The sequence below is a fragment of the Flavobacterium enshiense genome (genome assembly GCF_022836875.1).
GTDB lineage: Bacteria > Bacteroidota > Bacteroidia > Flavobacteriales > Flavobacteriaceae > Flavobacterium > Flavobacterium enshiense_A.
Window position 1 is genome coordinate 2,286,352 of the sequence record NZ_CP090376.1, and the last position, 18,858, is coordinate 2,305,209.

Annotated in this window: 18 protein-coding genes and 1 pseudogene; 3 read left to right on the forward strand and 16 right to left on the reverse strand. The window is 33.4% G+C overall.

Annotated elements, in window-relative coordinates; translation table 11 throughout:
• Window positions 1–13: 13 nt before the first annotated feature.
• The 3 genes and pseudogenes from LZF87_RS10230 to LZF87_RS10240 all read left to right on the forward strand — a co-directional run.
• Window positions 14–1,990 carry an alpha-ketoacid dehydrogenase subunit alpha/beta gene (locus LZF87_RS10230; protein WP_244338888.1) on the forward strand — a complete coding sequence of 659 codons (1,977 nt, stop codon included), beginning with the start codon at window positions 14–16 and terminating at the stop codon, window positions 1,988–1,990.
• A 160-nt stretch (window positions 1,991–2,150) separates the two neighbouring features.
• Window positions 2,151–3,527, forward strand: a complete 1,377-nt coding sequence (locus tag LZF87_RS10235; protein ID WP_244338889.1) for a T9SS type A sorting domain-containing protein — start codon at window positions 2,151–2,153, stop codon at window positions 3,525–3,527.
• Window positions 3,523–3,738, forward strand: a pseudogene (locus LZF87_RS10240) (transketolase C-terminal domain-containing protein); the annotation flags it as partial. The gene LZF87_RS10235 and the pseudogene LZF87_RS10240, both read left to right, overlap by 5 nt.
• Window positions 3,739–3,868: 130 nt before the next feature.
• Here the strand turns inward: LZF87_RS10240 and LZF87_RS10245 are convergent.
• From LZF87_RS10245 to LZF87_RS10320, 16 genes are all read right to left on the reverse strand, one after another.
• Window positions 3,869–5,134, reverse strand: a complete 1,266-nt coding sequence (locus LZF87_RS10245; protein WP_244338890.1) for an erythromycin esterase family protein — start codon at window positions 5,132–5,134, stop codon at window positions 3,869–3,871.
• A 382-nt stretch (window positions 5,135–5,516) separates the two neighbouring features.
• Window positions 5,517–6,590: a serine hydrolase domain-containing protein gene (locus LZF87_RS10250; RefSeq protein WP_244338891.1), complete on the reverse strand. Its 1,074-nt coding sequence runs from the start codon at window positions 6,588–6,590 to the stop codon at window positions 5,517–5,519.
• Window positions 6,591–6,682: 92 nt separating this feature from the next.
• Window positions 6,683–7,015, reverse strand: coding sequence for a DUF6150 family protein (locus LZF87_RS10255; protein WP_244338892.1), 333 nt, complete (start codon window positions 7,013–7,015; stop codon window positions 6,683–6,685).
• A gap of 281 nt (window positions 7,016–7,296) precedes the next feature.
• A complete protein-coding gene (locus LZF87_RS10260; protein WP_244338893.1) occupies window positions 7,297–7,596 on the reverse strand; it encodes a DUF1905 domain-containing protein in 300 nt (99 codons plus the stop codon).
• 99 nt (window positions 7,597–7,695) lie between these two features.
• Entirely contained in the window at window positions 7,696–8,250 is a 555-nt protein-coding gene (locus tag LZF87_RS10265; RefSeq protein WP_244338894.1) for a dihydrofolate reductase family protein, read from the reverse strand.
• Window positions 8,251–8,279: 29 nt separating this feature from the next.
• Window positions 8,280–8,888, reverse strand: a complete 609-nt coding sequence (locus LZF87_RS10270; RefSeq protein ID WP_244338895.1) for a dihydrofolate reductase family protein — start codon at window positions 8,886–8,888, stop codon at window positions 8,280–8,282.
• 105 nt (window positions 8,889–8,993) lie between these two features.
• Window positions 8,994–9,344 carry a DUF2200 domain-containing protein gene (locus LZF87_RS10275; protein ID WP_244338896.1) on the reverse strand — a complete coding sequence of 117 codons (351 nt, stop codon included), beginning with the start codon at window positions 9,342–9,344 and terminating at the stop codon, window positions 8,994–8,996.
• Between the two features lie 22 nt (window positions 9,345–9,366).
• The gene (locus LZF87_RS10280) at window positions 9,367–10,167 is read right to left on the reverse strand and encodes a class I SAM-dependent methyltransferase (protein ID WP_244338897.1); all 801 of its coding nucleotides are present in this window, start codon (window positions 10,165–10,167) and stop codon (window positions 9,367–9,369) included.
• 695 nt (window positions 10,168–10,862) lie between these two features.
• On the reverse strand, window positions 10,863–11,930 hold the full coding sequence (locus LZF87_RS10285) for a serine hydrolase domain-containing protein (protein ID WP_244338898.1): 1,068 nt from the start codon (window positions 11,928–11,930) through the stop codon (window positions 10,863–10,865).
• Window positions 11,931–11,978: 48 nt separating this feature from the next.
• Window positions 11,979–12,206, reverse strand: coding sequence for an alpha/beta hydrolase (locus tag LZF87_RS10290; protein WP_244338899.1), 228 nt, complete (start codon window positions 12,204–12,206; stop codon window positions 11,979–11,981).
• A gap of 76 nt (window positions 12,207–12,282) precedes the next feature.
• Window positions 12,283–13,125, reverse strand: a complete 843-nt coding sequence (locus tag LZF87_RS10295) for a hypothetical protein (RefSeq protein ID WP_244338900.1) — start codon at window positions 13,123–13,125, stop codon at window positions 12,283–12,285.
• A gap of 341 nt (window positions 13,126–13,466) precedes the next feature.
• Entirely contained in the window at window positions 13,467–13,829 is a 363-nt protein-coding gene (locus LZF87_RS10300; protein WP_244338901.1) for an iron chaperone, read from the reverse strand.
• Between the two features lie 37 nt (window positions 13,830–13,866).
• Window positions 13,867–14,253, reverse strand: a complete 387-nt coding sequence (locus tag LZF87_RS10305) for an STAS/SEC14 domain-containing protein (protein WP_244338902.1) — start codon at window positions 14,251–14,253, stop codon at window positions 13,867–13,869.
• Window positions 14,254–14,629: 376 nt separating this feature from the next.
• Window positions 14,630–16,171 (reverse strand): TlpA family protein disulfide reductase, encoded by a 1,542-nt coding sequence (locus LZF87_RS10310; RefSeq protein ID WP_244338903.1) that lies wholly within the window; start codon window positions 16,169–16,171, stop codon window positions 14,630–14,632.
• Window positions 16,172–16,456: 285 nt separating this feature from the next.
• Window positions 16,457–17,158: a hypothetical protein gene (locus LZF87_RS10315; protein ID WP_244338904.1), complete on the reverse strand. Its 702-nt coding sequence runs from the start codon at window positions 17,156–17,158 to the stop codon at window positions 16,457–16,459.
• Between the two features lie 315 nt (window positions 17,159–17,473).
• On the reverse strand, window positions 17,474–18,853 hold the full coding sequence (locus LZF87_RS10320; RefSeq protein WP_244338905.1) for a serine hydrolase domain-containing protein: 1,380 nt from the start codon (window positions 18,851–18,853) through the stop codon (window positions 17,474–17,476).
• Window positions 18,854–18,858 lie beyond the last annotated feature (5 nt).

An 18,858-nucleotide genomic window follows, 5' to 3' on the forward strand; every position in this document is an offset into this window, starting at 1 on the left:
AAAACACTTTATAATGAATTTTGACAGAAAGAATTTATCCAATGAGCAGTTGTTGGATTTATATAAAAAAATCCTAAAACCGCGATTGATTGAAGAGAAGATGCTTATCCTGATCCGTCAGGGAAAAGTATCCAAATGGTTTTCGGGAATAGGACAGGAAGCTATTTCGGTTGGGATTACTTCGGTATTGGATAAAGATGAATATATTTTACCGATGCACCGTAATTTAGGTGTCTTTACCACAAGAGAAATCCCGTTACACCGTTTATTTTCACAATGGCAGGGAAAACGCAACGGATTTACCAAAGGACGTGACCGTTCGTTCCACTTCGGGACTCAGGAATACAATATCATTGGGATGATTTCGCATCTTGGTCCGCAAATGGGTGTAGCAGATGGAATCGCTTTGGCCAATAAATTGAAGAAAAACGGTAAAGTTACTGCTGTTTTCACTGGTGAAGGAGCAACTTCGGAAGGTGATTTCCATGAAGCATTGAACGTGGCTTCTGTTTGGGATTTACCGGTTTTATTTGTAATTGAAAACAATGGTTACGGATTATCAACACCAACTAATGAGCAGTATCGTTGCAAACAATTGGCCGACAGAGGAGCAGGTTACGGAATGGAAAGCCATGTGGTGGATGGAAACAACATTTTGGAGGTCTATAATTTGATATCCGAATTGAAAACTTCTATGATTGAAAATCCACGTCCGGTTTTGTTAGAGTTCATGACGTTCCGTATGCGTGGGCATGAAGAGGCGAGTGGTACCAAATATGTTCCGCAGGAATTGATGGATATGTGGGCGATTAAAGACCCGGTAGAGAATTTCAGAAAGTATTTGAAAACTACAGCTGTTTTATCCGACGACCAAGACGAAGCTTTCAGAGCAGAAATCAAGAAAGAAATCGATACGGATTGGGCTAAGGTTCAGGAAGAGCCTGCTATTGTTGCGGATTTGAATGAAGAATTAAACGATGTTTATGCGCCGTACACATTTGAAAATATAGAACCGAAAGGTGAGAAAGAAAATATACGTGTGATCGATGCAATTTCACAGGGATTGAGCCAGTCGATGGAGCGTCACCCGAATTTGGTTGCGATGGGGCAGGATATTGCCGAATATGGCGGCGCTTTCAAAATTACTGATGGTTTTGTAGACAAGTTTGGTAAAGACCGTGTCCGCAATACGCCAATCTGCGAAAGCGTTATTGTTTCAGCAGCTAACGGTTTGTCAATTAACGGACATAAAGCCGTTGTAGAAATGCAATTCGCTGATTTCGTATCGACAGGTTTTAACCCGATTGTAAACTTATTGGCAAAACAACACTACCGTTGGCAGGAGAAATCCGACGTGGTAGTACGTATGCCTTGTGGAGGCGGAACTCAGGCGGGACCTTTCCACTCACAAACCAATGAAGCGTGGTTTACCAAAACTCCGGGATTGAAAGTAGTTTACCCTGCTTTTCCTTATGATGCAAAAGGACTGTTGAACACGGCAATTAACGACCCGAACCCGGTAATGTTCTTCGAGCATAAATTATTATACAGAAGTGTTTATCAGGATGTACCGAAAGATTACTATACTTTACCGTTTGGAAAAGCCTCGTTGTTGAAAGAAGGAAATGATGTAACTATCATTTCGTTTGGAGCCGGAGTACACTGGGCATTGGAAACTTTAGCAAAACATGCAGATATTTCTGCAGACTTATTAGATTTGAGAAGTTTGCAGCCATTAGACTGGGAAGCTATCTACACTTCGGTTAAGAAAACAAGCCGAGTGATTATTCTTCAGGAAGATACGTTGTTTGGTGGAATTGCGAGCGACATTTCTTCGATGATTATGGAGAATTGTTTTGAACACCTGGACGCTCCTGTTCGCCGGGTAGCAAGTTTGGAATCAGCTATTCCGTTTATGAAGTCTCTGGAAGATCAGTATTTACCGAAAGAACGCTTTGAAAAGGAATTATTGGAATTGTTGAAATACTAAAAGCTGAGTTAATATTTATTTAAAAGAAGCCGTAACGAAAGTTCCGGCTTTTTTTTATTTGTATTGTTAATTAATTGATTGCTAGTGTAATATATTTGAATTTTGTAACTTTATGTACCTCAAATTTTTTCAAATTGTTTAATTTCTAAAAATTAACATTATGAGAAAAATTTACTTTTTAATAGTATGTCTTTTATCAATATTTGGTTTTGCTCAGGATGGAGCATTGGATTTAGACTTTAATTCTGGTGTTGGATTTAATGGATCTGTACGTGAAATTCTGTTACAACCAGATGGTAAAATTGTTGTTTTTGGCTTTTTTGATACTTATGATAATGTACCCAGAGACATGATTGCCCGAATTAATTCGGACGGGTCATTAGATGCCGGTTTTAATTTCTATTCAAATTTCAATTATATTTCTGATATATTATTGCAACCGGATGGAAAGATTATTTATTCCGAATGGGATGGGGTAAATTTTGAAGGCAAAATCCGCCGTTTAAACTCTAATGGTTCAGTTGATCAGACTTTTAACATTGGAAATAGTGCAGGAAGTATATCTTCTTTAGGATTGCAATCTGATGGGAAAATAATTATTTCAGGGGGGTTTGTTAGTTTTAATGGGCATTCAATAATCAATTTAGCTCGATTAAACTCAAATGGATCATTCGACCCTACTTTTTCATCTGAAGTAGAAGCGAATTTTTTTAACGCTTCTACCAGTGGTCATGCAATACTTATACAACCGGATAATAAAATTATTATTAATACTAAAAAACTTGGTGTTGTAAAATTAGCACGTTTAAATCCAAATGGCTCTTTAGATTTAAGTTTTAATGCACCCGAAGAAACTTATGCGAGTAAATTTCTTTTACAGCCGGACGGGAAAATCGTATTTTCAAGAGAAATTGATTTTGCTTTCCCTATAGTTAATTCACTATATCAAGTATCACGCTTAAATGCAAATGGATCTCATGATGTAACTTTTGGATCAACATTTTTAGATGATATGGAGTACAATATTAATTCAATTGCTTTGCAATCAGATGGTAAAATACTCATAGGAGGGGATTTTAATTCCTATACTTCTAATCCAAAAATGTTGGCGAGATTAAATGCAAATGGAACTCTTGATACCAGTTTTCAGACAGGAACCGGTCCAAATCATCGTGTTGACGCTATTGTGTTTAAACCAAATGGGAAAGTTGTAATTGGTGGACATTTTACAGAATACAATGGTGTTCCCAAAAATTATGTAGCCCAAATAATCGGCGTTTCAAGATTAGCTGTCAACCCGTTTGAAGAGAAGCAATTTGCATTTTACCCAAACCCGGTAAAAGATATTTTGCATTTAAGTTTGCCTGAAGAAAATTCCATAGGAGAATATGAAATCTATGATTTAGTTTCTAAAAGGATTGTAACCAACTCATTAAATGAAAATCAGATTAATGTAAGTAATCTGGCCGAGGGGATTTACATACTTAAAATTAAAACAGATAATGGCGTTTTTACCAGTAATTTTGTCAAAGAATAAAGTGGTTGTCCTTCAGGAAGATATGTTGTATGAAGATGTGGCCAGCGATATTTCAGCGATGATCATGGAAAACTGCTTCGAGTACTTAGATGCTCCGGTTCGCAGAGTGGGAAGTTTGGAATTGGATATTCCGTTTATGAAATCGTTGGAAGATCAGTATTTGCCGAAAGAACGATTTGAAAAGGAGTTACTGGAATTATTGAAATATTAGAAATAGAAAATCCCTAACGAGAGTTAGGGATTTTTTTTGACCGTTCATGTAAATTGTCAGAGTAGATTTTGATATGTATCCCTTATCGGGAGTTAGAGTTATAATAAATGAGTTGTTTGTTTACTTACTTTTAACCTTTTGGTGTTGCTATTTCGTTTTCTTTGATATAAAGCAAGCCGTCAAAAAGTTGCAACCACTTTCCTTTTTGACTTATATGTCCCAGCATTATACTATTAAATATTTCATTACGCTTTTCAGGATTACTTTTGTAAATTTCATTAAAATCAATAAAGCCAAAATTGAATTTTCGTTTATCCAATTCGAATTCTAAAGATTCTTTTGGTGCCATAATTTTAGTTACTTTAATGCTTTCAATATTAAAAGGCATTTTTGAAAAACCTTTAGAAGAAGTTGTTGCAATACTATAAACTTTGTCAGCATATTTGTTCTTAACATGTTCACCGAAAACGGTCACTTTAGAATATATTTCTGGATCACCTACCGCAGAAGTCACTTCTCTCACGTTTGTAGCACCATGAAAATTGGCAAGCCAAACTATAATTTTAGCATTTGGATTTCTTTCTTTGAAATAGATTAAATTCCTTGCCATTTGATTGTCCCTCATATTTACTTCATAAGCTAATTTTTCATCTTCATTGCTAAAAGATTTAGGATTACATTTCATATTCACATGAGTGATTAGGTTTTCTAACATTTGCGTAAAGAGATTGTCGTTAAAAAAAATAGTTTCGTTGGCTTCTATTATTTTCTGTAACTGCAAAATGAAAAAATCATATTCCTCTATAGTGAGTGACTTTTCATTGTCTTGAATTTTATCAAAAATTGGAGATAATTTAACCCATTTATCTTTGTTTGAAGTTGACCAATTATTTTTTTCTAATTCATTTTTAATAAAATCTATAGTTAGTATTGCGGTAATTCTTTCATATGGTTCTATACCAACTAAAGAAATGTTTTTATTTTTTATAAAATTCTCTAACGGTATCATTTGCTTTGCGAAATTCCAAGGACTCCAATAGTCATACCAGTCACTTTCAAAGTTGGGAGCTAAATTATCTTTTAGAGAACTGCGTCCGTTAATGTACTCCATTTCAATGAAATCCATGCCTTCCAAAGCGATGGTGTTAAACCCTTTTTCTTCAACCAGATATTTAACAATTTGGGTTTTTACTTCAAATGTTTTTCCTTCACCATGAGCCGCTTCACCAAGAAGTATGATTTCTTTATTCTCAAGGTATTTATCTAATTTTTTAAAGTCATTAGGAATTCCATTTTCAGATTTTAATTCTGTCATTTTATCGGAGAGTTCCGTGGTTATTTTTTTATTGCATGAGATGCAGAAAATAGTGATAAGCAGGATGGATATTTTTTTCATTTCCATTATTTTAGTATAGTATACAGGTTAAAAGGGTTGTAATAATTGTAAGAATATAATTTAAAAGCTAAGTAAATAATTATAAGAAAACTTCCCAAATAAAGTTGTCAACATTATAGCAGTGTTATTGTTAACAGATTGTGGTCAAAATGAAAATTATTATTTTTTAATCACACTTTCGTGACCAAATCAAAATTTTAAATTGAATGATCACAAAAGTGTGATTTAATTAAAATACAAAATTATTTAATCACAATATTTAATGATACAGTAATGCTAAATAAAAAAATCCCTGACGTGAGCTAGGGTAGTGTTCTCTGGTTTGGTGTTCAGGCTGGACAATGCCCGCAGGACTTGTTAAGCATTACTGCCTGACCGTTTGTTATGTGCCTGCGCTGATGTAAAAGTTATCTAATTTGTTTAAATACCTTTCGTCTGTAATTCCTGTACGATTGAAGAAGATTACACTTCCTTTTTTTAAATCAGGATAAATTCTGATTTCGCAATAGTAGCCACCTCCACCACCGGCATGAGTAAAATACTTTCTTCCGTTAAGCTCCCCGACAAACCACGATAGGCACATAGCTGTATTTTTACTTTTGTTGTTTTTGTTTTCCTGAAAAAGCATTGCTTTATATTTATCGGAAATCAAAGTACAATTGTCTTTCAGAAGTTCCTGAATGTAAGCCATAAAAGCGAGAGGCGTGCCAATCAGTCCGCCATAAGATGCGCCGTTAGGATAGAAGTTTTTGAATGGTCGCCATTTCCCTTCAGCTTCTTCCATGAATTTGGATTTGTCAATGAAAAAACCCAACAGAAGATTGGTAAATGACAGTTTTTTGTGGTAGCCTGTTGCGTGTGTTTCCTTATTGGTAATAGTAAAGGCTAAATCATTGGGGTTAATGGGTAATTTTCGGATGATATTTTGGGAAATATATTCGTCATAAGTCGTATTTGCCACTTTTTCAATGAGCTGTCCTAAAATAACATAGCCAAGATTTGAGTATGTAAATTTTTCATTTGGTTTTGATTTTACTTTATTGTTCTTTTCAAAAATCGGTTGAAAGAACCTATTGCGGTCAAAAACGCTCTGTTCGCTGTCTAGGTGTATCCAAGCAAGCGGGATGAGATTTGGTATACCTGCTGTGTGGTTCAATAAGTGTTTTACTGTGATTTTCGTTCCGTATTGAAATTCTGGTAAATACTGAACTACAGGCTTGTTTATATCAATTTTTCCTTGTTCGGCCAACTGTAAAATTGCTAATGCAGTAAAGGTTTTTGTTACGGAAAAAGCATTATAAGTCGTGACGGCGCTGATTGGTTTCTGTTTCGCAATGTTGGCAAAACCCATTTGAACCGATTTTAAAACGTTGTCCTGATTAAACAAGAAGTACTGGACAGAAGGCGTTTTGTCATTTTCAACTTCGCTGGCGAGGATTTGCTCTATGTCTGTCATGTCTTTTGTTTTCCTGGAGTTTCCATAGATTGCTAAAAGTGTTGAATTTTTAGTCAACTTGTTTCAGGATGATACGGGCGGTTTCAAGACCTTCAATACATCAAATGTATTTTTTCTTTGTTTCTCCAACCGGCCTGATTTTCATATTCGACAAAATATATTTTTATGTCGGCCTGATTTTCATAATCTACAAAATATATTTTTTTATCAGCTTGATTTTCATATTCTACAAAAAACCACTTTCCATCATTTTTGCCGGCTTGGTTTTGGTATTTTACTTTATAAATATTTAAGTCGGCTTGATTCTCGTATTTAACTACAAATACTTTAATATCAGCCTGATTAGGGTATTTGACGGAAAATACTTTTTGTGAATAACAAAAGAAAGTAAAGAATAAAAGTAAAATAGTAAAGGAACTTTTCATCTTAAATAAGTATTTGAAAGTTTACCAATAAATTTATAATTCTAGAAGTGTTTCATGAGCCTCCTTGAGGAAAAACGAAACGGCAAGACTTTGATTGTATTTCTGCGGAAATCGTTTCGGGAAAACACAAAATTTCAAAATTTACGCACCCTTGCATAAGCCATTTTCTATCTACTAAATTACGAAAAAGGAAATAAAACCAGCTTATGTGGAATAGAAATACAAACGTTCAATTTTACATTTATAGTTTCCGGCTTTATGTCTGAAATTCTTTTCGATGTTTAAAGCCAAAGAGTTACTGCGATATTTTCGCCTTTTTCAATCTTTTCCTTTTTTCTGATTTCGGCTTTTAAGGGTAACAGGTATGTCTTCATTTTTGTGTCAAACCAAATGGCGGTTTCCCATTCATTATTGCCGATTTTCGCCGTTGCTTTCAGCCGGCCCCAGCCTTCTTCCTGCCATTTGAGATTCTCCCGTATTTCTTTTGCCATTTCTTCCGGAAGCGAAACAAAATGCCAGCCATCGGGTCCAGGATACTGCCAGATTTTTGCAGAAAACACGTATTTGATTTTACCGTCCATTATCTTGAACTGTTTGTCGTTTTGTTTCGGTACAGTTTTTTTAAATTATCAAATGCTGTGCTGTTGTTGTTATGAAGATCTGCTTCTTTTACGATGCATTTATTTTTTTACAGACTCATAATAGAGAACTACTGCACCAGAAGCCAATGTTTTTGTGTTTAAGAGTTTAAGATCAATTCTGTTCCTGATGTTTTTGAATAATGGTAAGCCATTTCCTAAGATAATTGGATGAACGCAAATCTGGTATTCATCAATTACGTCTAGCTGCGCTAAGTTTACAATCAGACTTGGACTGCCAACGAAAATGGGTTTGCCTTCCTGCTGCTTGAGTTCTAAAATTTCGGCTTTAATGATTTCCTTTTTCAATATTGTATTTTTCCAATCAACATTTTTCAAGGTGCGGGAAAAAACAATCTTTGGGATATCATCTATCAGTACGGCAAATTCATCAATTGGTTTGTTGCCAGTAGGATTTTTTACTACGGCCGGCCAAAAACTTTCCATGAGCTGATAGGTGATTCTTCCGTATATGAGGATGCCGGCATTCCTTAACAGGTCATTATAATGCTGATGCAGTTCGTCATCGGCATTCACTGCTGTGTGATCGCAAAACCCGTCAAGCGTCATATTTATAGCTGCAATTAGTTTTCTCATGTATAATTCCTATTTGTGATTATTTTTTTTTACACGCTTACAGTTCCGGTTTTCACTTCTCCGGCTCGTTTGTAACTGACTATGATTACTCCTTTTGATGTAACGATACTTTCGATTAATGTGAATGCTGCCGGAATCGTTCCATTATTAAACAGTTTTTTACCTTTTCCAAGTGTTAACGGGTGAATTTTGAGTCTGATTTCGTCTACAAGGTCATTCTCAAGTAAAAGCTGGATGAGTTCGCTGCTGCCCCATACCTGAATGTCAGGGCCTTTTGAATTTTTGATTTTTTTGATATCCTCCAGGTTCTTTATTACTACTGAGTTTTTCCATCCTGTAACTAACGGGTCTGATTCTTTGAGGTTTTTGGAAAATACATATTTTGTACCATCATTAATGCCCGGCCAAAAGTCTCCATGTTCGGGCCAGTAGTTTGCCCATATTTCATATGTTTTCCGGCCTAAAAGATAATCGGCGGGTTTTAGTTCTTCCTGCACGACTTTGCCATAAACGTCATCACCATAAGGTGCTGTCCAGCCGCCATATTTGAAACCGTCTGATGTGTCTTCCTCAGGGCCGCCGGGGGCTTGCATTACACCATCTAATGTGATCATTGATAAAACGATTATTTTTCTCATATTTCTCTTTATTTAATGATTTACTTTTTAAAAGGCTACATAAGAAATAATAAAAATAGTGGGGCTGTTTTTTATATAAATGGTCTCGGAATGACTTTAGGGTTCTTACTTTCTCAAAATCTTTTCCATTGCTTTTCCTTTGGCTAATTCGTCTATTAACTTATCTAAATAACGGATTTGCTGCATGAGTTTATCTTCCATGTCTTCTACGCGATAGCCGCAAATTACACCGGTAATTTTTGAAGCATTTGGGTTGATTTGAGGGGCTTGGGCAAAGAAGTCTTCAAAATTGGTTTTATTGTCCAAGAGCTGCTGAAAGGTTTGTTCGTTATAGCCGGTCAGCCAAAAAATGATTTCGTGTACTTCTTCTTTTGTACGGCCTTTTTTCTCTGCTTTAGCAATATAATGCGGGTAGACACCGGCAAACGACATTTTAAAAACTCTTGTATTATCCATTTTACTAATTACTGCTGTTGTTTTACTTCTTTGTTGCGGTTATGGAATATACCATCGGAATTTTATTATCCAGATGTTCTATTCTGTATTTTTTGGGTTCAGGTTCGATTGTTTTATTGAAACAGTTGTAGGGCGAATAATCAAATTCATCGAGGGTGTTTATTTCAAGTCCGTTTTTAATCAGGTAGTTTATGACTTCGCCTAAACTATGATTCCACGATACATACGTTTGGGTTATGGCTGCATTTTTATCGGCATAGGTTCCGGTTTCTGTTTCTATGATGGGGCCTGAATTGAAATAATTATAATCTATTTTTTCAAAGTTACTGTCAAACATCCAAACGACGGGATGAAATTCAACAAATATGAATTTGCCGTTCGGTTTTAGGAACCTGGAAATGATTTTTGCCCATTTGTCTAAATCGGGGAGCCAGCCAATGGTTCCGTAGCTTGTGAAAACGATGTCAAATTGTTTGTCTAAATGGTTGGGTAAATCGTAAATATCGCAGCAGATGAAATTTGCATTTGAATTGGTTTCCGCAGCGATTTGCTTGGCACTTTCAATGGCTTTGTCTGATAAATCTACGCCGGTAACCTCAGCACCGAGCCGGCTTAATGAAATAGAGTCTTGTCCGAAATGGCATTGTAAATGCAGTATCGTTTTGCCTTTTATATCTCCGAGCCGATCTAATTCGATATCGTTTAAAGAGGTTTTTCCTTTTAGAAAATCATCGAGGTTATAGAATTCGGATTTTAAATGTATCTCCGTCCTGTTGTTCCAGGATTGTCGGTTAATTTCTAAATAATTATCCTCTGCTTTCATTTTCTGAGTTTGGTTTTTTGATAGTAAAGATGGTGGTTTGACTGGAATAGCTGATATGTCACTGCTATACACAAATATACCGAAAATTTGGGATGAAAATTTTTTAAAAAATGAAAGATGGGTGGGGTGTACTCTTTTGATCAGCCGGGTTTGTTTTTTTCATAATCCCATCCACCATAGCTTTTTGTCCATCCTTCGGTTTTATACCTGTACCAGAAATGCAATAGCAAACCCAAAATAAATATTATGCCCAAAATAACCCAAAACAAAGGACTATGCCAAAAGAAATAAATACAACAGCCCAGCACAACATACTTTAAAACCCTAAACCATATTGGTTGTGCGTTCCTGGAGAATGCTACTTGAAATTCACGCTTTATGATTTTAGAAAACATCACTTTTTTGTGTTTTTAAATAATGCGATTGTGGGGATTGAAATGACTGTCGCTACTTCAGTGCTTACAAGGCGAACTTTATTGGTTCTTTTTCATTTAGTTTTACATTGATGGAAGTATCAATGTTAACAAATTTAGCTAAAAGCCAATAAGAAAAAATTAAAAATTATAAGAAAACAGCCCTAGGTTTAGTTGTGAAAAAATGACTAACAAAATCTTTTTTATGAAAATGGAAATTAAAATTTGTTTTGAATCAATACTCTGAAACAAGTTCAGGGTAATGTTTTTTCGAAGTATTTTTTAATTTTCAATGCTTTTAAGGGTTAGTTTAGCAATTTCTTTTGTTATTTCAGTTGGTGAATGACAATCACAATTACTCAATCCAATTACATAAATATCTTTGCTTGGGATATACACCGCCATTGATTTAAACCCAAAAACACTGCCACCGTGTTCTCTTGTCGGAATGCCATTAATATCTTTTATATGCCATCCGAATCCATATGTAATTTCTTCACCATTACCTAAATTATACTTTTTAAAAGCTTTATTTAGATCTGCAGTATCTAACAGCATGTTTTGATTCAACGCATTTTGCCATTTCAACATATCATCCAGTGTAGACATTAAAGAGCCGGAAGAAAAAGGGACACTAAAATTTATGATTGTTTTATTAACGAATCCATAACTTTTCTTATGATATCCATACGCTCTATTTTTTATGATCTTTCTGTCTGATGCGTAGTAGGAATTGTTCATTCCGATTTTTTCAAAAATATTTTTTTGTATAAAATTTTCGTAGGTAGTACCGGAAGTCAATTCTATGATATATCCCAATAAAACATAACCGGAATTATTATATTCAAATTTTTCACCAGGTTTAAAGTCAATAGGTTCATTTTTGAAAAAATCAATCATCATTTTTGGTGTCATTTCTTTTTGAGCAATTTCAGATATGGTTTTTATTTTAGTAAAATCTTTAATTCCGGATGTATGTGTAAGCAAATGTTTTATAGTAATTTCATTTCCGGATGGATAATCGGGAACAAATTTAGAAATAGGGTCATTTATATTTAATTTTCCTTGCTTTTCAAGAAGTAATATGGACACGGCGGTGAACTGTTTTGTCATTGAACCTATCTGAAAAACATCGTCGGTAGTCATGTTTACATTCAGTTCCAAATTAGCTTTACCGAAAGCTTTTTTATACATGGCTTTTCCGTTTTTCGCAATTAAGAAAGCGCCACCCGGTTCATTAGCATCACTAAATTCTGTTTTTATAATGCTATCTATTTTCTTTTCAAATTCCTGAGCTGATAAAATATTAATGAAAAAGGTTAGTAGCAGGGTAAAAGATATTTTTTTCATAATCAGTTTTTAGATGTGTTACATTGAAAAGAGATATTTAATTTGGCACTAAGTTTTTATAGTCTTGAATATTTTATATTGTGTTTCCAAAACGGATAAATTAAATCTATGAGCTGCTTTTGGTAATATAAAATATTCGTTTTTAGGTGCTTTTATAGCGGCGAAATATTTTTTTGACATTTCTTTTGGTGTCAAATTATCTTCATTGCCTTGGATTAAATATACAGGAATTTTAAAATCCAGATTGTCTTTCATAAAATCAATTGATGCGGCCATAGATTGTACGCCTGATTTACTATCGCCTGCAAAATTTACAAACGAATAGTCGTCACCGTCATTATCTCTAGTCTATTTATTCCACTTTTTCGATTTCAAGAACTGTTTTTGTTCCGTCAATATTTTTGTATTCAAGTTTCACAAATCCAAAATTGGGATTGAAATAAGAAACTAATTCTGTTTCTCCTATTTTGCTTTTGGCTTTTGCATTGACAACATAACATTCTAAATTTCCCAGTTTTGTTGAGATATTTGTCTTGTTTATAATTTCGTAATCATAAATATTTTCAATTTCACCTTTCCATTCTAACCATCTTTTATCAGACCAATGGTCTCCAATTTTCAGTTTCCAATTCCATTTTGTTCCGATTTTGTAAGGAGCTTTTATATACGGAAAAGGATTTAATTCTAAAATTTCAAAGAATTTACTTCTTGGTGGATGTATCCAGACATTCATTTCATTTTCAATGGCCCCTGTTATTTCCATTGAAAATGATTTTCCATTTTTCATCAAGTATACATAACCGATTGCTGTTTGATTATAGTCTGGAGTATCTTTTGCAAAAGGATTTCCAGAATTGGGTTTTAAAATCAGAAGACAAACAGTTTTGTCGTCTTGTTTTTCGATATCTACAAATTCCCAATCAGAAATGCTGTAACCTCCTGGTTGCAAAATGTCTCCGCCTTTTTTTATCAAGAATTTTTCGCCTTTTATATTTTGATAGTAATATGAATAAGTAAATCTTCTCCCGGCTGTGTAAATAATGTTATTGGAGTTATAGTTTTCATCATATGTTTTGCTGCTGTTAGGTTTCTCTGCAGTAATTCCATCATCATCAATAACGTATTTTTCTAAGTTGGCTTGGGAAAGGCCGGAAATTGGAAATAGTAAGATTGGAATAAATTTGATAATTTTCATTTTGTGCGTCTCGTTTTTTAAGATTACAGTTAATTGAAAAATGTATTTATTAACTAATTAAAGTTGGGTATTATATTTTTAATCGGGGTTAAATTAAAAATTATAAGAAAATATACCAAATTTTAGTTGTAAAAAAATGATTTACAATAACTTTTTGTGAAAATGAAAGATGCATTTTGTTTTGATCACGATTGTTTCGAGATGTGGAAGAGGGGAGACCCTAAAATAATAATTTCCAAGATAAGTCAGGGATCGTTTGTTATTGGTGTTTACCGATGTAATGAAGTTTGATAATTATACAGGCTGTTCATTGTAGACTGAAGCCCTGATAGTGGTGGTTGCTATTTTATATTTTTTTGTTCATTTTCCATTACCCTGAACTTAACTATTCTTTTCACAAGTTCGTAAGGAATATTATTGAAGGGAAATTGAACAGATCCTTTTCCTTGTTTATAATTTGAAAGTTCTTTAGCAAACTCGGAATGGCCAGTTGGTGTTGCATAAAATCCAATATGATTTTTAAACGCCGCAAAATACACTAAAGGCTTTCCGCTAGTTTTGTATGCTGGCATTCCATAAGAAATACTTTCTGCAGCTTTTGGAGCATTATCTAAAACTATGGTGCGAATCGTTTCCAAAATTGATTGAATTTCTTTTGGAAATGTTTCGATATATTCATCAACAGTTTTAAAATCAACTTTCATATGGTTATTTTATAAACAATTGGTATTTTACGATTTCTTAATCAGGATTTATGAATTTCAACGCTTCGTCTAATTGTGAATTATCAAAATATTTTTCTTCCAGAGCGGAATTAAACAAGTGAAGGATTTTGTTTTCAATTTTGACCACCGACTCGATAAAATCCGAATGTGATACTATGGCACAGCGTCCTAGTTTGCCAATGTGCCTGATCCCCCATAATTCACCTTTTAAAAAGCCTTTCAATTCCATATCTTTAATTATAGACATGTCTTTAACCTTGATTAATATGTTTACATGTTTGTAGCCTTCTTTTAGTTTTTCTTCAAAAAGGTGTTCTGTCAACAAGGCATCAGCTTCAGTAAAGGTTCCTTGTATTTCTAAAGCAAGAGCATTTTTCTCGAATTTTTGAATTTGATTAATCATAATTAGAGTTTTAAAATGAAACAATACTTTTCCGGATCCATATTTAATTTATAAAGGTAAGACATAAGAACAAATCCAGAAAACCAAACTCTGAATTATTGTTTCAAGTTTTCTCTGATGACTAGAGCATCTTGCTCGTGCCCACAATCTATTTTAAATCTATTAAAAAAATCTGCCTAATTCACTATGGTAGAAGTAACAGAATAGGCTCCTGCATTTTCACTTATTTTATATTTCCTACTTGTACCAAGCCAAATATGCAAAAAGGGTTTTAGTGCTAAACTAAAACCCTTATTGTGTGAAACCGTTGTTATCCCTTGGTGTTACGTCAACCCTGTTTTTGGAAATATCTTATTGCCAGCAGTACATTTCTCTGCTAATTTATCCATTCTGCAAGTTTGTCCTTGTCCAAACTTGACGGCCTTCCTATTCCAGGTTTGCATTCGCCCTCTTTATTTATTAAAATATAAGTAGGGAAACCGCTTGCAGAGAACATCTCCATTAATTCATTCTCAATTTCTTTTGCTACAAAAATATGTGTCCCACTCAATTGAAATTCTACAATTTTAGTTTGCCATTTTTCAATGTCAGAACCTTCAGAGGTGCACAAATACACAAATTCAACTGGCAAACTTTTTGTTTCTTCATGCAGTCTTTTGCTATATGGAAACTGCCCGATACAAGGAGCACACCATGTTGCCCACATATCAATATACAAGGCTTTGCCCTGAAATGAATTTTTAAGATTTGTTAATAAAGTCTTTGCATTTAACGAGTCAACTTTATACAATTTAGCACCAAAGGGCAATTCTCCAATTGGTTGATCAAGTTTACTATCTGAAACGATTGGCTTGGATTCTTTTAGAGTTTTATTTAAAGATGCCAATTTTTCCAATGTTGTGCTATAGCTATCCTGAATCAAGGTTTTACACCAATCAGTTTTTATACTAGGCAGCACTGTTTCCAATATCTCTTTTTGCTCGATTGGATCTTTACTCATGAATTTGATTTTTAAAAAATCTGATTTTGAAGGAGCAAATAAACTATCCAGCATTTTTATTTTTTCAGTTGTCGCTCTAGCTATACCGGCAGGCTTCTTTTTATTACCAGATGTTTCCAGATAAGTAAGAAAGTAATTGTAAAAAAGCATACCATTGTTTGAAGTCAAATATGCCTTGTGATTTTTCATTTTCTCAAAAAGTTCGGCTGGCATTTGTTTCGACCAAAAATAAACACACAGGCCGCCGTAATATTCTGATTGGCTTTCATTTTTAATCATCCATGAAAAATTGGAAGGATTTTGCTTTATAAATTCATCGTCAAGTTTGTTTATGGCTGTATATATACTATCGTATTTTTTAACGTAAATAGGGACTTCCAGTTTTTTTGAGCTTAACTCCGATATTCCCTTACTTAATTCAAAATATTTTTCTCTTATATATAAAATATGATTGTTCATATAAGCATTGAACGCACCATCTTTACCAAGAAATTTCACTCCTGGTCCATTGAACATTGCTTCCTTTTGAGATTTTAGAATTTGTGCATCCAATTCAATATAAAGGTCTTTATTTGCATATAATCCCGTGTAAAATAATTCCCCAACGCTTAACCAAATTTGCTGATATGGTAAAGCATGATCAAGTTTAATCTCAAAGGTTCCATCAGCATTAAGTTTATAATTCTTTTTTTCATGCAGGTTCCCCAATGGAGTTACAATGGAACATTCTATATTAACTTGATTGATTTCTTCTGATGTTAAGTTTAGGATCTTCCCTTTTACAACAGGAATATTTTTATTATTCTGAAAATAGCTGTTAAACTCCTTGTCTTCAAGTGCTATTGTTTTTTTGGGCACTTGTCCCAAAACGAAATTTGAAATAATAATAAATTGGAAAATCAGAAATTTAGCTTTCATTTTTTTGATCATGATTTGATTTTTTTGGCTTCTTGTCTCGATATTACTGCGAACAACAAAATGTAATACATTTCAGAGTTATTATAATTTATCTTGAGTCCGAAAGTATAAATTATAAGAAAAATTCCCAAATATTTTACAACAAAAATGAGCATTTTGATATAAATTGTACAAAATATAAATCCACAACGAGGGTTGTGGATTTTTTGTTTTCATGATGAAGAAGGATAATTTTGGTTTTATCCTAAAACTTCGTTTGTACGGAATGGCTTTTATGTGGAGATTTTAGAAGAAGTTTCTATTATCGGTCACTAATGTTAATCCTTTAAATACACCCTTGTCAAAATCAATCCTATTCGCTTTTATTGCAATCGGAAAGAAATTGGTACCGCTTGAAACCATTTTTAATTTTTGCTGAGAGTTTGCTGCAAACTCTAGTTTACCGCCTGCTGCTTGATTTAATGTTGCTACTAAGTTGGCATCAATATTAAAGTCGGTTTCGATTTCGACGACTAAATTTTGTGCAAAAACAACTCCTGTAATTACAAGAATGTTGTTTCGGTTTGCGTTTTTCAAAAGTACTGGATTAGGATGCCTAAAGTCAGCAGTTGATAAATAGTTTGTAATTTCTCCAAGAGGAATTATTTTTGTTACGGAGTTATCATAACTAATAGTTACCTTCTTTCCTGACTTTACTTTTGCTGACAACTCAAAATTGCCTAAACCAAGGGAATTTAATATTTCTTCCAATAAAGAAACCCCAATATTAAATCCATACTCATCACTTTTTGTTATGTCAATACTTAAAGCGAGGTCTTCTGTAATAGTCAGTTGAACCGAACTGTTAAAAGCATGATTGATTTCTCCATAATACAACTCAGCTTCATCAAATGTTGTTTTAAGCCAAAGCTGAAGTGGTTTGTGATTTCTTACGGGCCCTTCAATAAGGTCATAACCTGCATCTCTTATGTACTTTGTTAGTTTCATTATTTTTCTTTTTTATGATTTTCCTACTCGTATGGCTTTTCGGTGTCGGCCTGTTTTTAAAAATGGTCGTTTGGATCCATTTGTTAATTTCAGTTGTCACTTTGGGCGTCAGTCCTGTCCTTTGAGGCGTGTCTTCCTAAATTTACGTATAACGTCCCGCTGGCTTTATGAAGTTGAGAATTTGTATACTGATGTTTATAATTATACCGAAAGGTTAGAAAGAAAAAAGTTGATAAGAGGAAGGACTTTTGGTTCCAGATCCCTCATTATACACTCAACACCAATTTCATAAAACCGCTGCTGGCCTTTCGGTTTTTATTTATTTTCGATTCGTTTCAACATTTCTTCAGCGTTTTTGTTTTTTGCGTCAAATTCTAATGCTCTTTTTAGGTTTATAATTGCCAAGTCTGTTTTTTTCATTTTGTCATAGCATTCTCCAATAAATGAATATGAACTTGAAATTCCAATTGAATTTTTTAAATCAATTGTTGTGCTTAATTCAAAAATTTTGACTGCGTCTTCAAATCGATTTCTTCGCATTAGATATTTTCCAGTATTTATTAAATCTGCAAATTCATTTGAAAAATCGTATTTTTCTTTTTGACTTGATTTAATTTGCTCGTAGAATAAAATTCCATTTTGAAAGTCGTCTAATAATTTTCCCCTAATATCAAGATAAATTGATTTTTTTGGAATTGTAAAAGGTCTGTCGGCTAAAATATTTAATATTGATTCTGTAATTGCACTAAGTTTGAAATTTTGATTGTTGGTTATTAATACAATAATTGTTTTGTTTTTTGAATTATAATAAACGTTTGATTCATAATTATTGCCTGAACCTTGATGGGAATGTTCTACAATTTCATTGTTTTCAATAATTGTGTTTCCCAGGCTTGATTCAGAATTTTTGTCAAAACTTTTTGCAAGAATGTTTAGTGAGTTTTTATTTACTATTTTTTTGTTTTGTAAATTATCAACCCAATTATACAAATCAGTTATTGAATAATACATTTCCCCACCTCCGTGAATGAAAGTTGTTTCTTTAAAATCGTTGTCAAATGAACCAGCCATATTTGCAGTTAATATGGAATCTTTGGGAATTATACCGCCGCTAATTTTTAGTTTTTTGAATAGCTCGTTTTTCAAAAAATCTTCATAAGACAGATTTGTTATTTTTTTAATTATTTCTTGTTGAAGAAAAACATTTGCGTTGCTATAAATATATCCGGTTCCAGGTTCAAATTCCAATTTTTCAACATTATTCAATTCCGATAAATATTCGGAATCTGTATTTTTAAATATTCTTGGTAAACCACTTGTATATTGAAGCAAATGTTTCATTTGAATTTTAGTTGCCCAACTTGGTAAATATGTCAAATAATTGGAAACTTTATCATCTAAATTTAGTTTTCCTTTTTCTACTAAAAGTAAAATTCCTGTGCTGTTGAATTCTTTAGTTATCGAGCCAATTGGCATTGTAGATTCTCGATTTAATTTTTTACTTTTTGTATAATCTGAAAATCCGAGTTCATTTTGATAAATAATTTTCTCGTTTTCAGAAACAATTATATTCCCATTAAATATTCCAATCTCGTTTGCTGATTTCATCAAGAAATCTAAATTCTGATTTTTTTTTGATTGTCCGAAGGACATCAAAAAATTCAAAATTATTATTGCAAAAATTATTTTCTTCATTTTAC

Excerpts from the sequence above, each read along its gene's own strand:
- LZF87_RS10230 (WP_244338888.1), top strand. The coding sequence starts at position 14 with ATGAATTTTGACAGAAAGAATTTATCCAATGAGCAGTTGTTGGATTTA.
- LZF87_RS10235 (WP_244338889.1), top strand. The coding sequence starts at position 2,151 with ATGAGAAAAATTTACTTTTTAATAGTATGTCTTTTATCAATATTTGGT.
- LZF87_RS10245 (WP_244338890.1), bottom strand. The coding sequence starts at position 5,134 with ATGAAAAAAATATCCATCCTGCTTATCACTATTTTCTGCATCTCATGC.
- LZF87_RS10250 (WP_244338891.1), bottom strand. The coding sequence starts at position 6,590 with ATGACAGACATAGAGCAAATCCTCGCCAGCGAAGTTGAAAATGACAAA.
- LZF87_RS10255 (WP_244338892.1), bottom strand. The coding sequence starts at position 7,015 with ATGAAAAGTTCCTTTACTATTTTACTTTTATTCTTTACTTTCTTTTGT.
- LZF87_RS10260 (WP_244338893.1), bottom strand. The coding sequence starts at position 7,596 with ATGGACGGTAAAATCAAATACGTGTTTTCTGCAAAAATCTGGCAGTAT.
- LZF87_RS10265 (WP_244338894.1), bottom strand. The coding sequence starts at position 8,250 with ATGAGAAAACTAATTGCAGCTATAAATATGACGCTTGACGGGTTTTGC.
- LZF87_RS10270 (WP_244338895.1), bottom strand. The coding sequence starts at position 8,888 with ATGAGAAAAATAATCGTTTTATCAATGATCACATTAGATGGTGTAATG.
- LZF87_RS10275 (WP_244338896.1), bottom strand. The coding sequence starts at position 9,344 with ATGGATAATACAAGAGTTTTTAAAATGTCGTTTGCCGGTGTCTACCCG.
- LZF87_RS10280 (WP_244338897.1), bottom strand. The coding sequence starts at position 10,167 with ATGAAAGCAGAGGATAATTATTTAGAAATTAACCGACAATCCTGGAAC.
- LZF87_RS10285 (WP_244338898.1), bottom strand. The coding sequence starts at position 11,930 with ATGAAAAAAATATCTTTTACCCTGCTACTAACCTTTTTCATTAATATT.
- LZF87_RS10290 (WP_244338899.1), bottom strand. The coding sequence starts at position 12,206 with ATGGCCGCATCAATTGATTTTATGAAAGACAATCTGGATTTTAAAATT.
- LZF87_RS10295 (WP_244338900.1), bottom strand. The coding sequence starts at position 13,125 with ATGAAAATTATCAAATTTATTCCAATCTTACTATTTCCAATTTCCGGC.
- LZF87_RS10300 (WP_244338901.1), bottom strand. The coding sequence starts at position 13,829 with ATGAAAGTTGATTTTAAAACTGTTGATGAATATATCGAAACATTTCCA.
- LZF87_RS10305 (WP_244338902.1), bottom strand. The coding sequence starts at position 14,253 with ATGATTAATCAAATTCAAAAATTCGAGAAAAATGCTCTTGCTTTAGAA.
- LZF87_RS10310 (WP_244338903.1), bottom strand. The coding sequence starts at position 16,171 with ATGAAAGCTAAATTTCTGATTTTCCAATTTATTATTATTTCAAATTTC.
- LZF87_RS10315 (WP_244338904.1), bottom strand. The coding sequence starts at position 17,158 with ATGAAACTAACAAAGTACATAAGAGATGCAGGTTATGACCTTATTGAA.
- LZF87_RS10320 (WP_244338905.1), bottom strand. The coding sequence starts at position 18,853 with ATGAAGAAAATAATTTTTGCAATAATAATTTTGAATTTTTTGATGTCC.